The sequence below is a fragment of the Ensifer sp. WSM1721 genome (genome assembly GCF_000513895.2).
Lineage (GTDB): Bacteria > Pseudomonadota > Alphaproteobacteria > Rhizobiales > Rhizobiaceae > Sinorhizobium.
This window is the reverse complement of sequence record NZ_CP165782.1, coordinates 165,995-182,233: the sequence shown is the minus strand read 5'-3', so window position 1 is coordinate 182,233 and position 16,239 is coordinate 165,995. Positions and strand designations below refer to the sequence as shown.

Genomic DNA, 16,239 nt, shown 5'->3' with positions numbered 1-16,239 from the left:
GACGGGGGAGAAGGGACTCGCTGCGCCCTCCAGTTCCCTCGCCCCGCTTGCGGGGCGAGGGTTAGGGTGAGGGGCAATTTCCCTCGCTCAATAAATCCCGTTCGGGAAATAGCGCAGGTAGATCTCCTCCAGCCTGCCGCTGCGGGAGAGCGCCAGCAGGGCGTGGTCGATCGCCTGAGTCAGGGCGGGCTCGGTGTTGCGGTTCATGATGGTGAGCCCTTCGCCGAGAAAACGCTGCGAGAAATAGGCGCCGTCCACGAGAGCGCAGCATCCCGCGCCGACGCTGCCCGAGACCCAGAAAGAAAGCTGCATGCCGTCGGAAAAGGCTGCCGCAATGCTCCCCTCCCGCAAGGCGGACATGAGCGCGTTGCGGTCGGGGAAAGGCCTGGCTTCAAGCTTGGGGAAGAAGGCTTTCAGCATGGCCTCGTGCGTCGTGCCGGACACGACGCCGACGGGCTTTTTCTCCAGATCAGCAGGGCTTGCGACGGTGCCTGCGGCCTTGGTGTTGACGACGAAACGGGCGGGCAGTGGCATGAAGGGTCGGGAGAAGGCGAAGCGCTGCCTGAGTTCCGCCGTGACCGCGATGCCCGCGGCGATCGCGTCGCCCTGCCCTTCATCGAGCGCCGGCATGAGCTCCGCATAGGTAACCGCCTGAATCTGACATTTGGGCTCGATCTCGAGCTCTCGGCATATCTCGCGGGCGAGGTCGACATGGAAGCCAGAAAGCTTGCCCGACTGGTCGATGAAGTTGAAGGGCGGGAAATCGACCGTGGTCAGGAAGCGAAGCCGGGCGAGCCCCGTCAGGTCGGGCTTGGCAATCCGCTCCCGGGCGTCGAACAGCCGGGGCAGTTCCTTCGGCTGAGAGAGAGCCGGTCCCGCAGCGAGCACGGCCGAGAGAGCGAGTATCCAGCGAATTCGTCGAGAAAGAGCGCCCGTCATTGCGATCCGTTTTCTTAAAACCGCGGGGAAGGAAGACGCGGATTCGATTGGCTTTTCGCGGAGATTAGCGAGATGTCTCGGTGCTGGCTACAGGGCCGTCAAAACGGGGCTGTATCATTCTCGATCGGGAGAAGAGAGAAAGTGGAGCGGGTGATCGGGATCGAACCGACGACATCAAGCTTGGGAAGCTGGCGTTCTACCACTGAACTACACCCGCAACAGAAGCGGAAATTTCCTCAACGGCCGCGATCTGTCAAGCGTTCATCTCACTCGGCGCGAAAATGCTTGGAGAGCTTCAGGCCCTGGGCCTGATAGTTGGAGCCGAGATCGAGGCCGTAGAGCCCGTCCGGCCGCTCCATCATATGTTCATAGACGAGGCGGCCGACGATCTGGCCATGCTCCAGGATGAACGGCACCTCGTGGCTGCGCACCTCCAGCACGGCACGGCTGCCGCTGCCGCCGGCCGAGGCGTGACCGAAACCGGGATCGAAGAAGCCGGCATAGTGGACGCGGAATTCGCCGACCAGAGGATCGAAGGGCGTCATTTCTGCGGCATAGAGCGGAGGCACATGCACCGCCTCGCGGGAGACGAGAATATAGAACTCGTCGGGATCGAGGATCAGATCGTCGCGGCCCCGGCTATAGAGCGGCTCCCAGAAGTCGAAGACCGGATGCTCCGCCTTCTTGTCGACATCGACCACCGAGGTGTGATGCTTCCCGCGATAGCCGATGAGCCCATCCGGCCCGGTGCCCTTGAGGTCGATCGAGAGCGCGATGCCGCCGCCGGTGACGTTCGGTCTTTCGCTGGCGACGAGCACGTCGCTTTCGTGCAGCCCCAGCAGTTCCTGCTCGGACAGCACCGCGTGGCCGACGCGGAAACGGATCTGCGACAGGCGCGAACCGCGCCGCACCACGATCGGGAACGTCCGCGGGCTGATTTCAAGGTAAAGAGGCCCGCTATAGCCCGCGGGAATCTTGTCGAACTCCTGAGCCCTGTCGGTAATGATGCGCGTGAAAATGTCGAGGCGGCCGGTCGAGCTCTTCGGATTGGCGGAAGCCGACATGTTCTGCGGCAGTGCAAGGCTCTCCATCAGCGGCACGATGTAGACACAGCCGGTTTCGAGCACCGCGCCGTCATGAAGATCGATGACGTGCAGCTTCAGGCGGTCGAGCTTGTCCGCAACGAGGTGAGCGGGGCCAGGCATGAAGCTTGCGCGCACGCGGAACGCCTTGGATCCGAGGCGAAGATCGAGGCTCGCCGGCTGGATCTGGTCGTCATCCAGCGGCCTCTCGCTTTTCAAGCGTCCCGAGGCAAACAGCGCGGCGATCGCGCGGTCGGCCAAAATCCCTGTTTCGCGGCCCATTCCGATCCTCTTCTCAACCTGCCAGACAAAACCAAACTCCGGGAATTGACGCAAGCACGGCTAGGCAGTATTGGAGCTTTATCCCGTGGTGATTTGGCCGGTCGGCTTGCAGCCACGTTAAACAAGTAGCTAAAAAGGCCGGGTGTCAAACCGGTCGTTTCGCGGCCGGTTTTTTTGTTTTTTGAAAGTGATCGTCGCATGAGCAAGAACTGGCGCCCGGCAACCCAACTCGTCCATGGCGGCACTCTCCGTTCACAATACGGAGAGACCTCCGAAGCGATCTTCCTGACGCAAGGCTTCGTATACGACAGCTCCGAAGCGGCCGAGGCCCGTTTCAAGGGCGAGACCGACGGCTTCATTTATGCGCGTTACGGCAGCCCGACCAACGACATGTTCGAGAAGCGCATGTGCATGCTCGAAGGCGCGGAAGATGCACGCGCCACCGCTTCCGGCATGGCCGCCGTCTCTGCGGCGATCCTGTGCCAGGTGAAGGCCGGCGACCACATCGTTGCCGCCCGCGCGCTCTTCGGCTCCTGCCGCTGGGTCGTCGAAACGCTCGCGCCGAAATACGGTGTCGAATGCACGCTGGTTGACGGCCGCGACCTCGCCAATTGGGAAAAGGCGGTGCGCCCGAACACCAAGGTCTTCTTCCTCGAAAGCCCGACCAACCCGACGCTGGAAGTCATCGATATCGCCGGCGTCGCCAGGCTCGCCGACCAGATCGGCGCCAAGCTGGTGGTCGATAACGTCTTCGCCACCCCCCTCTTCCAGAAGCCGCTCGAGCTCGGCGCCCATGTGGTCGTGTATTCGGCCACGAAGCATATCGACGGCCAGGGCCGTTGCCTCGGCGGCGTGGTGCTTTCCGACAAGCAGTGGATCGACGAGAACCTTCACGACTATTTCCGACACACCGGCCCTGCCATGTCGCCGTTCAACGCCTGGACGCTGCTCAAAGGCATCGAGACGCTGCCGCTGCGCGTCAAGCAGCAGACCGAAAGCGCCCGCCGCGTCGCCGATTTCCTCGCCGAACAGCCGCAGGTCGTCCGCGTCATCTATCCGGGGCGCAAGGACCATCCGCAGGCCGAGATCATAGCGAAACAGATGAGCGGCGGCTCGACGCTCGTCGCCTTCGAGCTCAAGGGCGGCAAGGAAGCGGCCTTCGCCCTGCAGAACGCGCTCGAAATCGTGCGGATATCCAACAACCTCGGCGATTCCAAGAGCCTCATCACGCATCCGGCGACCACGACGCACAAGAACTTGACCGACGAGGCCCGTGCCGAACTCGGCATTTCCGCTGGAACGGTCCGCTTCTCGGCCGGGATCGAGGACAGCGAAGACCTCGTCGAGGACTTCGCGCGGGCACTGAAGAACGTGAAGGCCTGACGCGCGGCACGCATCAGGACATCGAACTCGCCCGCTGTTCCGCAGCGGGCGTTTTTATTTTGGATTGCGGAAGGTGAGGCGCGCCAGGACGATCCGCGACAGGGCCGTATAGAGGCAGATGATGGCGAAGATCGAAGCCAGCGCCGGGAACCAGCCGGGAAAGACGCACGAGGCCAGGAAGACGGCGATGGTTTCGGTCGCCTCGGCAAGCCCGGTGGTGAAATAAAGCGACTTCGCACCACGCGCATCAGTCGTCATCGCGCGCTTCTCGGCCATGACGGCATAGGCGAGAAAGCTCGCGCCGTTTACGTAGAAGGCGAAGAGCAACAGCCCGCCGGCAAGGCCATTGGCCTCCGGATCGGCGACGATGAAGGCGAGTGGAATGGCGCCGTAGAAGGCGAAGTCGAGCACGATGTCGAGAAAGCCGCCGAAGTCCGTCTTGCCGCTCGCACGAGCGACCGCCCCGTCAAGGCCGTCGCACAGCCGGCTGACGAGGATCAGAACGGCCGCCCAAGAATAGACCCGCTCGGCAATGAGGACGGCGGCCGCAAGGCCGAGGACGAAACCCAGAATCGTGATGGCGTCGGCGCTTGCGCCGCGCTCCGCAAGTGCTGCACCGATCCTGTTCAGTATCGGATCGAGACGCTTGCGCACCGCGCCGTCAAACATGTCACCGGCCCCCAGCCAAAATCGAACGCGACTCGCGTAATCTTGCCGTTATTCTTGACGAAACCATATTGCTGTAGAATACCCGTACGAATTTGGAACAGGGTGTTGCACATGTACCGCGCACTGACTCGCGACATCGAAGTGACGGTCGAGCCGTACTACCTGGAAGAACAGTCGGATCCCGACGATAGTCGCTATGTCTGGGGTTACCGCATCGTCATATCGAACCATTCCGAGATGGCGGTTCGACTGATGACCCGCTACTGGCACATCACCGATGAGAACGGGCAGGTGGACGAGGTGAGCGGCCCCGGCGTAATTGGCGAACAGCCGCTGCTGAACCCCGGCGACACCTATGAATATTCCTCAGGCTGCCCCTTGGATACGCCGTCCGGCGTGATGTTCGGCCACTACAGCATGGAGGCCGAGGACGGGGAGACCTTCAACGTGGCCATCCCCGCCTTCTCGCTCGATTCGCCGGGCCTTGTCCGCACCCTCAATTAATGCATGTCGCCCAAAGGCGTGCAGCGGTTTTGGGACAACGGCATGCACAACAAACATAGGCTCATTCCGCGCTACTGCATGTTTCCTTAAATCGTACCCGATTTAAGGACAAAAACATGCAGCAATTCAAAGTGCTACAGCGTCCTTTGTGCGTCTGAAAAGACGCACGGCGCTGTAACGCGCGTCCAGCGCGCCTTATTGCGACCGCACCTCGCTTGCCTCGAAGCGATAAGTCGTCGAGCAGAATTCGCAGGTAACCTTGATCAGGCCATCCTCGATGCTGCCCTCGATGTCCTCGTCGCTTAGTCCTTCCAGGACTTTGCGGATTTTCTCGCGCGAGCAACTGCAGCGATCATAGACCGCTTGGGGCTGATAGACGCGCACGCCCCGTTCGTGGAACAGCCGGTACAGCAAGCGTTCGGTTCCGACCATCGGGTCGGTGAGCTCATCGGTGTCGATCGTCTCGACCATCACCTTGGCTTCCGCCCAGAGATCGTCCTCTTCGAAGAGGCCCTCGCTGTCGCCTTCGTCGCCGTCGCCGCCCGGCAGGTCCGGTTGCCGCATGCGATGGGGAGCATCGGGCAGGAACTGTGCGACCATGCCGCCGGCGCGCCAGCGATGCCGCGGCTTGCCGTCCTCGTCCCGGTCGAGAAGTTCCGCGACGGCAAGGCGCACCTTTGTCGGAATCTGCTCCGACTGCCGGAAATAAACACCGGCGATCTCCTCGAGCGTTGCGCCGTCAAGCGCGACGATGCCCTGGTAGCGCTGCGTGTGTGCGCCCTGATCGATGGTGAAGGCAAGAATGCCATTGCCCAACAGTTCGTGGGGCTGCGTGCGCCCGCCCTTCTCCGCGGCGGCCAGTGCCTCTTCGTTATAGCGGGCATAGGCACGGACCCGGTCCGGCGTCGAAAAATCCGCCACCACGAGATCGACCGGGCCGTCCCCTTGCGTCTGGACGATCAGCTTGCCTTCGAACTTCAGCGACGTGCCGAGCAGCACCGTCAGCACCACTGTCTCGGCGACGAGCCGTGCCACCGGAAGCGGGTAATTGTGCCGTTCGAGGATCGCGTCGAGCATCGGGCCGAGCTGGACCGCACGGCCGCGCACGTCGAGCCCTTCGACCTGGAAGGGCACGACATGGTCGTCACCGGCAAAATCGAACTCGCCAAGGCCCGGCCCAGTCTCTGTCATCGCTTACTCCTTGCCTGGATCATCCTCTCAGGTTGACCCAATCCTAAATCGTGATCTTAGCAATCAGCTGATAAACGGATGCAGGCGGAAATCCGACCTGTCCCGTTCTATGGCGCCAGCACGTCCATTCGGACGCGCAAAGATCGCTCTTGGAAGTGCTGCATAATTTCATCTTTAATCGATTCCAATTAAAGAAATTATGCAACGGACAACGGCCGCTTCACGCCAGTGCGCCCGCTATAACCACCCGCAATTGCATTTGATCCCGCCGCGAACACATTTGTCCAGCAGCAATGCGCGTTGCTTCGCCACCAGGCGCCGCAGATGATGGTCGAGGAGCGCGGCAGGAGCGGAAATCGCCCCGGCTGCACAGTTAGGCGACGTGCATAAGCCGTCGCCGCCTAAAATTGTGTCGCGGGGCGCCGAATTCAAGAGTTCCCTTCGACCGGATCGCTCGCACCGGCGGTCGTCAGACCACGCCGAGGCACCAGGCAAGGATCGATTTCTGCGCGTGCATCCGGTTCTCCGCCGCATCGAAGACGACGGACTGCGGACCGTCGATGACCTCGTTGGTAACCTCCTCGCCGCGGTGCGCCGGCAGGCAATGCATGAACAGCGCGTCGGGCGCGGCATGCTTCATCAGCGCTTCATTGACCTGATAGGGCTGGAAGACGTTGTGCCCACGGGCGCGGTGCTCCTGGTTCATCGACACCCAGGTATCGGTGACGACGCAATGGGCGCCGGCCACGGCCTGTTCCGGCTCATGGCAGAGCAGGATTTCGCCGCCATTGTTGCGCGCCCAGTTCAAAAACTTGTCCTGCGGCTCGGAGCCGAGCGGCACGGCCATGTTCATGCGGTAGCCGAAGCGCGCCGAGCCTTCGATAAGCGAGTGGAGCACGTTGTTGCCGTCCCCCGTCCAGGCGATCGTCTTGCCCTTGACCGGGCCGCGATGCTCCTCGAAGGTCATGATGTCGGCCATGATCTGGCAGGGGTGCGTATCGTCGGTGAGGCCGTTGATGACGGGCACGGTCGCGTGTTCGGCCATTTCCAGAAGCCGGCGGTGTTTTGTGGTCCGTATCATGATCGCATCGACATAGCGCGACAGGACCTTCGCCGTATCGCCGATCGTCTCGGCCCGCCCGAGCTGCATTTCGGTGCCGGAGAGGAACAGCGTCTCGCCGCCGAGCTGGCGCATGCCGACATCGAAGGAGACGCGGGTGCGGGTGGATGGCTTTTCGAAGATCATCGCGAGCATCTTGCCGGCAAGCGGCTTCTCGGCCGTTCCGGCCTTGGTCGCCGACTTTCGGACGCGCGCATCGTCGATGATCGTCCTAAGGTCGGCGGCCGCCATGGCCGAGAGATCGAGAAAGTGTCTGGTCATCGTGCTGCATTTCCTATCGTAGAAACCGGTAGTCGATCACGCTTGCGCGCCTGGTTCAATCAGAGCCCAATCTCAGGCCGCGGCGTTGCCGCTGCCTGCCCGGGCCGCTTCCGCCGCGCGTTCGAGCCGCGCCAGCCCCTCGCGCGCTTCGGCCGCGGTGGTGATCAATGGCGGCAAGAGGCGCAGCACATTCTCGCCGGCGGGGACGGCGAGCAGCTTCTCTGCGCGGATCGCCTTCAGGAAGTCGGCGGAGGGCACCTTCGCCTTGATGCCGAGCATCAGCCCGTCGCCACGGATCTCCTCGATCACGTCCGGGAAACGATCCTTGAGCGAGGCGAGCCCCTGGCGGAAGACGAGCGCCACATCGCGCACGTGCTCCAGGAAGCCCTCGGCGAGGATCACGTCGAGCACAGCGTTGCCGACTGCCATCGCCAGCGGGTTACCGCCGTAGGTGGAGCCGTGCGTCCCCGCAATCATGCCGGCGGCGGCGGCATCCGTCGCCAGGCAGGCGCCGAGCGGAAAGCCGCCGCCAATGCCTTTGGCGACAGCCATGATGTCCGGCGTGATGCCGGCCCATTCGTGGGAGAAAAGCTTGCCCGTGCGGCCGACGCCGGATTGCACTTCGTCAAGGATCAGAAGCAGGCCGAGTTCATCGCAGAGCGCGCGCAGTTCCTGGAGGAACTCCTTCGGCGCCAGGCGAATGCCGCCCTCGCCCTGGATCGGCTCGATCAGGATCGCCGCTGTCTCGTCATTGATCGCATTCTTGACCGCGGCGATATCGCCGAAGGGAACTTGGTAGAAGCCCGGCGCCTTCGGCCCGAAGCCTTCGATGTATTTCTGCTGGCCGCCGGCGGCGATCGTCGCGATCGTGCGGCCATGGAAGGCACCTTCGAAGGTGATGATATGGAACCTTTCCGGGTGGCCCTTGGCGAAATGATAGCGCCGTGCCGTCTTGATCGCGCATTCGAGCGCTTCCGCGCCTGAGTTGGTGAAGAACACTCGGTCGGCGAAGGTCACCTGGGTCAACCGCCGTGCAAGGCTCTCCTGCCCGGGAACCTCGTAAAGATTGGAAAGATGCCACACCTTCTCGGCCTGCGCCTTCAGGGCCTCCACGAGATGCGGATGGGCGTGACCCAGCGAATTCACGGCAACGCCGGCGGCGAAGTCGAGATAGCGCGTGCCGTCTTCCGCGATCAGCCAGACGCCCTCACCTCGGTCGAAACGCAACGGCGCACGCAGGTAGGTGTCGTAAAGCGGCGTTGTTGCGGCCATGGTGAACGTCTCCTTCATCATCTCGGCATCGGCTTTGTCAGGCCCGACAAAAATCAAAAATGCCGCCTTGCGGCGGCGGAGGCACTATTCCTATTTCGCGCCGCAATGTCAACAAAACCAAGGCTTGCAGGGCGCCGTGCGGTCGCAGATTCCGAGGGCGAAAAAATCGCGCTCCGGGGCTTGCAAAAATGCAACGCCCCGACAGCAAGTTGGGGAAAACCGCAAAATCGATTCGGCGCGATTCCGGCGACTCTTGCCACGGAGTCACCCTACCGGTAGGTTAATATTCAATTACTAGACGCATGCGGCGGACCTAGTCACCAACAGTGTTATCGCGTTGTATCTCCGGGATTTTTCCGGAGAGCGGTGATGGATTCTGCCATCCCAACGCCGAGAACGGAGAGTGCAGAGATGAACTGGACTGACGAGCGGGTGGAGAAACTGAAGAAGCTGTGGTCCGAGGGCTTGAGCGCCAGCCAGATCGCGGCGCAGTTGGGCGGCGTCAGTCGCAATGCCGTCATCGGCAAGGTCCACCGGCTGAGCCTGCCCGGGCGCGCCAAGGCCGGCGGAACGAGCGCGGCGGCCCGCCCGAAACGGACGACCTCGGCGCCCCGTGCGCCGAATTACGCCGCGCGCGCCGTCACTCGTACCGTTCCCCGCACGTCCGGCGCGACCGCCCTCAAGGAAGACAATGCGCTCGAACTGGCGGTCGAGCAGGATTTTGAGCTCGAGGCGAACATCGTCGTTCCAATGTCGCGTCGCCTGGAACTCACCCAGCTCACGGAGCGCACCTGCAAGTGGCCGATCGGCGACCCGCTGAAGGAAGAATTCCACTTCTGCGGCAACGATTCTCCAGAGTCCTCTCCCTATTGCAGCTATCATGCGCGGCTCGCTTACCAGCCCTCGGCGGAGCGCCGTCGCCTGCGCTAAGTCTTTGACGAGGAAGAAAAAGGGGCCGCACGGCCCCTTTTTTTCGTCGCTGCAACTGAAAATACGCGGGCGACACAGGAAGGCCGCTCGCAACCGGCCTCAGCCCTCCAGCGAATAGCCGGCGCCGCGCACCGTGCGGATGACGTCGGGCATGTTCGAGAAGTTCAAGGCCTTGCGCAGGCGGCCCACATGCACGTCCACGGTCCGCTCGTCGACATAGATGTCGTGCCCCCAGACGCCGTCCAACAATTGCGAGCGGGAGAAGACGCGTCCCGGCGAGGACATGAGGAACTCCAGGAGGCGGAACTCCGTCGGCCCGAGTCGGACTTCCCGGCTGCGGCGATGGACGCGGTGCGTCTCGCGGTCGAGCTCAATGTCGCCGCAGCGCAGGAGCGTGGACAGGACCTCGGGCTTGGCGCGCCGGAGCATCGCCTTCACGCGCGCCATCAGTTCCGGCGTCGAGAACGGCTTGACGACATAGTCGTCGGCACCCGTCGCAAGACCCCGCACGCGCTCGCTCTCCTCGCCACGCGCCGTCAGCATGATGATCGGCAGACGTTCCGTCTCGGGCCGCTGGCGGAGCCTGCGGCAGAGTTCGATGCCGGAAACCCCGGGCAGCATCCAATCCAGAATGAGAAGATCGGGTAGGCGCTCCTGCAGGCGGATCTCTGCCTCGTCGCCGCGAAGGATCGTATCGACTTCGAAGCCTTCGGCCTCGAGATTGTAACGCAGGAGTACGCTCAGCGCTTCCTCGTCTTCGACTACTGCAATCTTCGGCAACATTCAGTACGACTCCTTCCTACGCGCGACCGCGATCATGCCGCCGCGACACAGTCTACAGCGCCGTGCGTCTTTTTTCAGACGCACAAAGGATGCTGTAGCACTTCGAGTTGCTGCATGTTTTTGTCCTAAATCGGCTACGACTTAAGGGAACACGCAGTAGACCGCGAACCAACGCGGCCGGAAAAGATTTGGCGCACGCACGGGACGCCGGGCGACCTCAGTCCGTCACGGAACCCAATGTCGACGTCGTGTCGTCCTTCGGCCGTTCGCCCGCAGGCTGGGCGCCTGTCGCCATGTAGTAGATCGTCTCGGCGATGTTGGTCGCATGATCGCCGATCCGTTCGATGTTCTTGGCGCAGAAGAGGAGATGCGTGCAGGGCGTGATGTTGCGCGGATCTTCCATCATGTAGGTGAGCAACTCGCGAAAGAGCGAGGTGTAGATCGCGTCGATCTCCTCGTCACGCTCGCGGATGCTGTTTGCCTTTTCCGGAGAGCGCGAGGCATAGACGTCGAGCACTTCCTTGAGCTGCACGAGGGCAAGCTCGGCCAGATGCTCGAGGCCGCGCGCGAGCTTGCGGGGGATTCCGGAGCCGGCAACGGCAATCACGCGCTTGGCGGTATTCTTGCCGAGATCGCCGACGCGCTCGAGATCCGCGGCGATGCGGATCGATCCCATGATCTCGCGGAGGTCCGAGGCCATGGGCTGGCGCTTGGCGATGGTGACGATCGCCTTTTCGCCGATCTGCCGTTCGGCATCGTCCAGAATGGCATCATCGGAAATCACCTTCTGGGCCAGGGCGAGGTCCGAATTGACCAGCGCCCGGACCGAGTCCGCGACCATCTGCTCGGCAAGTCCTCCCATCTCGGAGATCCGGCGCGTCAGATATTTCAGCTCTTCGTCGAAGGCGGTCATTATGTGGGGGTGAGACATTTTCGGTTCCTCAAGGGCGCGCGCTCTTCACGGGGACTTTCGGCCGATCAGCCGAAGCGGCCCATGATGTAGTCCTGGGTGCGCTGGTCATCCGGATTGGTGAACATCTTGTCGGTGTCGTTCTCCTCGACGAGGTTGCCGAGGTGGAACATGGCCGTGCGCTGCGACACGCGCGCCGCCTGCTGCATCGAGTGCGTCACGATGACGATCGTGAAATTCGCGCGCAGCTCGTGGATGAGCTCCTCGACCTTGGCCGTCGCGATCGGATCGAGCGCCGAACAGGGCTCGTCCATCAGGATGACTTCGGGGCTGACAGCCACCGCGCGGGCAATGCAGAGGCGCTGCTGCTGGCCGCCGGAAAGGCCGGTGCCCGGCTCCTGCAGGCGGTCCTTGACCTCGTTCCACAGCCCCGCCTTCTGGAGGCTCGTCTCGACCGTCTCGTCGAGTTCGGCCTTCGTGCGCGCCAGGCCATGGATGCGCGGACCGTACGAAACGTTGTCGTAGATCGACTTCGGGAACGGGTTCGGCTTCTGGAACACCATGCCGACGCGGGCGCGCAGTTCGACCACGTCGATTGACGGATCGTAGATATCGTCCTCGTCGAGGGTGATCTTGCCGGTCACGCGGCAGTTCTCGATCGTATCGTTCATCCGGTTGAGCGTGCGCAGGAAGGTCGACTTGCCGCAACCGGAGGGGCCGATCAGCGCCGTCACCGTGTTCTCGCGGATGTTGAGGTTGACGTCGAAGAGCGCGCGCTTCTCGCCGTAATAGACCGACACATCCTTGCCGATCATCTTGTAGGGCACCGTGTTCATTTTCTGGTCCAGAGCCTTTTCGACTGCAGCTTCCGACATGATGTTCATAGTCCTTACCCCACTACCAGCGACGCTCAAAACGACGCCGCAAGAGAATTGCGCCGAGGTTCATGAAGACGAGGAAGATCAAAAGAATGATAATCGCTCCCGACGTGCGCTCCACAAAAGCGCGTTCCGCTTCGTTCGCCCACATGTAGATCTGCACCGGCAGCGCGGTCGAGGGCTCCAGCGGCGAGCCCGGATAGTCGACCACGAAGGCCACCATGCCGATCAGGAGCAGCGGCGCCGTTTCGCCGAGAGCATGCGCGAGGCCGATGATCGTGCCGGTCAGGATTCCGGGCATGGCCAGCGGCAGCACATGATGGAAGATGGTCTGCATCTTCGATGCGCCGAGGCCGAGCGCGGCGGCGCGGATCGACGGCGGGACGGCCTTCAGCGCCGCGCGGGTGGCGATGATGATCGTCGGCAGCGTCATCAGCGTCAGCACAAGTCCACCAATAAGCGCGGCTGAACGCGGCAGGCCCGCGAAGTTGATGAATACGGCAAGGCCGAGGAGACCGTAGACGATCGAGGGTACTGCCGCGAGATTGTTGATGTTGACTTCGATCAGGTCGGTCAGCCGGTTCTTCGGGGCGAACTCTTCCAGATAGATCGAGGCGGCGACGCCGATCGGCAATGACAGCACGAGCACGATCAGCATCATGTAGAGCGAGCCGATGAGCGCGACGCCGACGCCCGCCGCTTCCGGCCGGCTCGACGCGCCGAAGGTGAAGATGCCGGTGTTGAAGCTCTTCTTGAGTGCACCGGCATCGGCGAGCTGGCTCATCCAGGCGACCTGCTGGTCCTTTACCTTGCGCTTGGACTCGTCCACCTGCAGGTCGATCTGACCCTTGAAGGCAGAGTCGATATTCGCTTCGGCAAGCAGCGTCACGGGGATCGTCTTACCAATTACCGACGGATCGGCGACGACGATATCGCGCAGTTGCGTCCTGGCGCTGGCGGAAACCATGTCGGTCGCCTGCTTGACGAGCGGCCGCTTCTTCGGATCGAGGCCGAGCTGCTTTACCAATGCCTCGCGGACGAGCAGCGGATAGTTGGCCGACATCAGCTGCTTCGGATCGGTCGCCCGCTCGTTCTTCGGATCGATGACCTTTTCGGAGAACTCGATCGGCAGCGTGATCGTCGTCTGCTGGAAGGCCGTGTAGCCCTTCGAAACAACGCTCCAGAGCAGGACCGCGAGGAAAAACAGGCCGATGACGATGGCGCTGATGCCGTAGAAGCGGAAACGGCGCTCTGCGGCGTAGCGGCGCTTGATACCGATATCGCGGCGGCTTTCGGCAGGACGGGTGGAGACCCTTACCGTCGGGGAGGCAATCTCGGTCATTCGTACTGTTCCCGATATTTGCGCACGATGTAGAGCGCGTAGATGTTGAGGCAGAGCGTGATGACGAAGAGCGTGATGCCGAGCGCGAAGGCGACGAGCGTCTGCGGCGAAGTGAACTCCAGGTCGCCCGTCAACTGGTGCACGATCTTGACGGTCACCGTCGTCATCGGCTCGAAGGGGCTCAATTGCATGCGTGCGGCAACGCCGGCGGCAAGCACGACGATCATCGTCTCGCCGACCGCGCGCGACGCGGTCAGCAACAGCGCGCCGACGATGCCGGGCAATGCTGCGGGCAGAATGACCTTCTTCACCGTCTCCGAGCGCGTCGCGCCGAGGCCGAGCGAACCGTCGCGGAGCGCGCGCGGCACCTGGGTGATGATGTCGTCCGAGAGCGACGACACGAACGGAATGAGCATAATGCCCATGACGATGCCGGCGGTGATGACGCTCTGCGCCTGGATGAAGTTCTGGTAGTTGCCGGTAAGAAGGCCGTTCAGTTGCGTCGAGATATCGCGCAGGAACGGACCGACCGTCACGAGTGCGAAGAAGCCGTAGACGATCGTCGGGATGCCGGCGAGCACCTCCAGAAGCGGCTTCGCCGTCGAGCGCAGCCGGGGGCTCGCGTATTCGGCCATGTAGATGGCGGCGAAGAGGCCGATGGGCACGGCAAAGAGCATGGCGACGAAGGCGATGTAGATGGTGCCGCCGAGAAGCGGCAACAGCCCGAACTGGCCCGAGGCGCCCTCGTTTCCGGCCGCCGCGAAGCGAGGATCCCAGACCGTGCCGAAGAAGAATTCCGCTGGCGACACCATGCTGAAGAAGCGGCCGGCCTCCGACAGCATCGAGCCGATGATGCCGATCGTCGTCAGGATGGCGATCGACGAGGCGACAATGAGCGAAGCGAGGATGACGCGCTCCACCTGATTGCGGGCACGGAAACGGGTGGCGATGTTGCGGATCGCATAGAGTCCGCCGGCAACAGAGACGATGAGCACGACGGCGCTCATCAGCCAGCGGCTATAGAGCCGCATCGAATTGAACTGCTGGGCGGCGGCGACCATGTAGTGCTCGCCTTCGCCGGCAAGCGCCACGCCCTTGGCGGCCAGCGTCTCGCGCAGATTCGCCGATCCATTCTCGATCGCCCCGATGTCTGCGGCACTCAGCCGGTCGAGGCCGAGGGCAACGGACTTCACCTGGCCGAGCGCAAGCTGAACGGTTGCGGCGCCTTGGCTCTGGACAGAGTCCGGAAGGGCCGAACGAACGGCGGAATCGATGTAGATCGGCGAAGCGATCAGCCATGCGGCGAGCACGAGAGCGGCGGGCAGCGTAGCCCAGATGAGAACATAGCTGCCGTGATATCCGGGCAGGGAATGCAAGTTGGCGAGCTTGCCGCCCGATTGCGCGAACGAACGGGCTCGACCGGCAAAAAAAGCAATGAAACCAATCACAACAATGATCAGGAGAAGGAGCGAAGTACTCATCGGCACGTCTCCGCGGCAGGACCGTCAAAAGTCGCCGGCAAAATCGAATGAATGCCTGTCCCGGCGCAGCGGAACGCCGCGCCGGGACCTGTCTTGATCAGAGCATGTTGCCGGCTTCGAAAGACTTGCGGATTTCTTCACGCTCGGCGTCCGGAGCCGCAACCAGGCCGTAGTCGGCGAGCGGGCCGTCAGGGCCGATCATCTGGTCGTCGATGAAGAACTCGACATATTCCTTGAGACCCGGGATCACGCCGAGGTGAGCCTTCTTCACGTAGAAGAACAGCGGGCGGGAAACCGGATATTCGCCGGAGGCGATCGTTTCCGTGGAGGGGGCGACGCCATTGACGGTCGCAACCTTCAGCTTGTCGGCGTTGTTTTCGTAGAACGAAAGGCCGAAGACGCCGATGCCGCTCTTGTTGGAGGCGATGCGGGCGAGCGTTTCGGTGTAGTCGCCGTCGATATCGACAGCGAGACCGTCCTTGCGCACGGCAACGCACTTCTTGGCAGCGGCCTTCTCGTCGCTGATCGCAGCCTTGATGACATCGAGAGCACCCGCGTCCTTACAGCCGTGGGCAAGGATCTTCTCTTCAAAGACTTCACGCGTGCCGTGCTTTTCGCCCGGGATGTAGGCGGCGATTTCGGCGTCCGGAAGCGAAGCGTCGACTTCCGACCACTTCTTGTAGGGATTGGCGACGAGCTTGCCGTCGACGACGACTTCGGCGGCGAGCGCCTTGTAGAGCTGCTCCGGCTTCAGGGCGAGGTCGGCATTGCCGGCGTCCGTTGCGAAGACGATGCCGTCATAACCGATCTTGATTTCCTGGATTTCGGTCACGCCGGCGGCCTTGCAGGCCTCGACTTCGCTGTCCTTGATCTTGCGCGAGGAATTGGCGATGTCGATCGTGTCTTCGCCGACGCCCTTGCAGAATTCCTTGAGGCCAGCGGAAGAGCCACCGGATTCGACGACCGGGGTCTTGAAGTCAGGGAAAGCCTCGCCGAAGCTCTCGGCGACGATCTTTGCGTAAGGAAGAACGGTGGAGGAGCCGGCGACCTGAACCTGGTCGCGAGCCGCTGCGACACCCGCGAACGCGGCGGATGCGACCAGCGCCGCTACAGTGAGTTTAAGAGCTTTCATAGATGTTCTCCCGGAAAGGGCTTGTGTTGGTGCGCTAGAGGTTCCTGCGCTCGCCGTATGATCGGCTGCCCTAGTTAGCC

Annotated in this window: 15 protein-coding genes, 1 tRNA gene and 1 riboswitch; of the genes, 3 read left to right on the top strand and 13 right to left on the bottom strand. The window is 62.5% G+C overall.

The window, feature by feature from the left end; translation table 11 throughout:
* Nucleotides 1–87 precede the first annotated feature (87 nt).
* From M728_RS00815 to M728_RS00805, 3 genes are all read right to left on the bottom strand, one after another.
* The gene (locus M728_RS00815; RefSeq protein ID WP_026621992.1) at nt 88–939 is read right to left on the bottom strand and encodes a transporter substrate-binding domain-containing protein; all 852 of its coding nucleotides are present in this window, start codon (nt 937–939) and stop codon (nt 88–90) included.
* Between the two features lie 142 nt (nt 940–1,081).
* Nucleotides 1,082–1,156 (bottom strand) — tRNA-Gly (locus M728_RS00810).
* A 49-nt stretch (nt 1,157–1,205) separates the two neighbouring features.
* Complete coding sequence (locus M728_RS00805) at nt 1,206–2,303, bottom strand: 2'-deoxycytidine 5'-triphosphate deaminase (protein WP_026613332.1); 1,098 nt, start codon at nt 2,301–2,303, stop codon at nt 1,206–1,208.
* Between the two features lie 75 nt (nt 2,304–2,378).
* Nucleotides 2,379–2,457: riboswitch (SAM riboswitch) on the top strand.
* 44 nt (nt 2,458–2,501) lie between these two features.
* Here M728_RS00805 and M728_RS00800 point away from each other — a divergent pair.
* Nucleotides 2,502–3,686 (top strand): O-succinylhomoserine sulfhydrylase, encoded by a 1,185-nt coding sequence (locus tag M728_RS00800; RefSeq protein ID WP_026621991.1) that lies wholly within the window; start codon nt 2,502–2,504, stop codon nt 3,684–3,686.
* 54 nt (nt 3,687–3,740) lie between these two features.
* Here the strand turns inward: M728_RS00800 and M728_RS00795 are convergent, their stop codons facing one another.
* Complete coding sequence (locus M728_RS00795; protein ID WP_026621990.1) at nt 3,741–4,355, bottom strand: CDP-alcohol phosphatidyltransferase family protein; 615 nt, start codon at nt 4,353–4,355, stop codon at nt 3,741–3,743.
* Nucleotides 4,356–4,466: 111 nt separating this feature from the next.
* Here M728_RS00795 and apaG point away from each other — a divergent pair, with 111 nt between their 5' ends.
* Nucleotides 4,467–4,859, top strand: coding sequence for a Co2+/Mg2+ efflux protein ApaG (gene apaG, locus M728_RS00790; protein ID WP_026613335.1), 393 nt, complete (start codon nt 4,467–4,469; stop codon nt 4,857–4,859).
* A gap of 195 nt (nt 4,860–5,054) precedes the next feature.
* Here the strand turns inward: apaG and M728_RS00785 are convergent, their stop codons facing one another.
* The 3 genes from M728_RS00785 to M728_RS00775 all read right to left on the bottom strand — a co-directional run bounded on the left by M728_RS00785 (nt 5,055) and on the right by M728_RS00775 (nt 8,703).
* A complete protein-coding gene (locus M728_RS00785; protein WP_026619692.1) occupies nt 5,055–6,050 on the bottom strand; it encodes an Hsp33 family molecular chaperone in 996 nt (331 codons plus the stop codon).
* 469 nt (nt 6,051–6,519) lie between these two features.
* Nucleotides 6,520–7,431 (bottom strand): ornithine carbamoyltransferase, encoded by a 912-nt coding sequence (gene argF, locus M728_RS00780; RefSeq protein ID WP_026619691.1) that lies wholly within the window; start codon nt 7,429–7,431, stop codon nt 6,520–6,522.
* 72 nt (nt 7,432–7,503) lie between these two features.
* On the bottom strand, nt 7,504–8,703 hold the full coding sequence (locus tag M728_RS00775; RefSeq protein WP_026619690.1) for an aspartate aminotransferase family protein: 1,200 nt from the start codon (nt 8,701–8,703) through the stop codon (nt 7,504–7,506).
* A 411-nt stretch (nt 8,704–9,114) separates the two neighbouring features.
* Here M728_RS00775 and M728_RS00770 point away from each other — a divergent pair, with 411 nt between their 5' ends.
* Nucleotides 9,115–9,633, top strand: a complete 519-nt coding sequence (locus M728_RS00770) for a GcrA family cell cycle regulator (protein WP_026619689.1) — start codon at nt 9,115–9,117, stop codon at nt 9,631–9,633.
* Between the two features lie 99 nt (nt 9,634–9,732).
* On the opposite strand, the gene phoB is transcribed toward M728_RS00770, so the two are convergent.
* The 6 genes from phoB to M728_RS00740 form a co-directional block, all read right to left on the bottom strand.
* Nucleotides 9,733–10,416: a phosphate regulon transcriptional regulator PhoB gene (gene phoB, locus M728_RS00765; RefSeq protein WP_026613340.1), complete on the bottom strand. Its 684-nt coding sequence runs from the start codon at nt 10,414–10,416 to the stop codon at nt 9,733–9,735.
* Between the two features lie 217 nt (nt 10,417–10,633).
* Complete coding sequence (gene phoU, locus M728_RS00760) at nt 10,634–11,347, bottom strand: phosphate signaling complex protein PhoU (protein ID WP_026613341.1); 714 nt, start codon at nt 11,345–11,347, stop codon at nt 10,634–10,636.
* Nucleotides 11,348–11,394: 47 nt separating this feature from the next.
* On the bottom strand, nt 11,395–12,210 hold the full coding sequence (gene pstB, locus M728_RS00755) for a phosphate ABC transporter ATP-binding protein PstB (protein ID WP_026619688.1): 816 nt from the start codon (nt 12,208–12,210) through the stop codon (nt 11,395–11,397).
* 13 nt (nt 12,211–12,223) lie between these two features.
* A complete protein-coding gene (pstA, locus tag M728_RS00750; protein WP_026619687.1) occupies nt 12,224–13,546 on the bottom strand; it encodes a phosphate ABC transporter permease PstA in 1,323 nt (440 codons plus the stop codon).
* The gene (gene pstC, locus M728_RS00745) at nt 13,543–15,027 is read right to left on the bottom strand and encodes a phosphate ABC transporter permease subunit PstC (protein WP_026619686.1); all 1,485 of its coding nucleotides are present in this window, start codon (nt 15,025–15,027) and stop codon (nt 13,543–13,545) included. Before pstC ends, pstA begins: the two co-directional genes overlap by 4 nt.
* A gap of 97 nt (nt 15,028–15,124) precedes the next feature.
* Complete coding sequence (locus M728_RS00740) at nt 15,125–16,159, bottom strand: substrate-binding domain-containing protein (RefSeq protein WP_026619685.1); 1,035 nt, start codon at nt 16,157–16,159, stop codon at nt 15,125–15,127.
* Nucleotides 16,160–16,239: the final 80 nt, after the last annotated feature.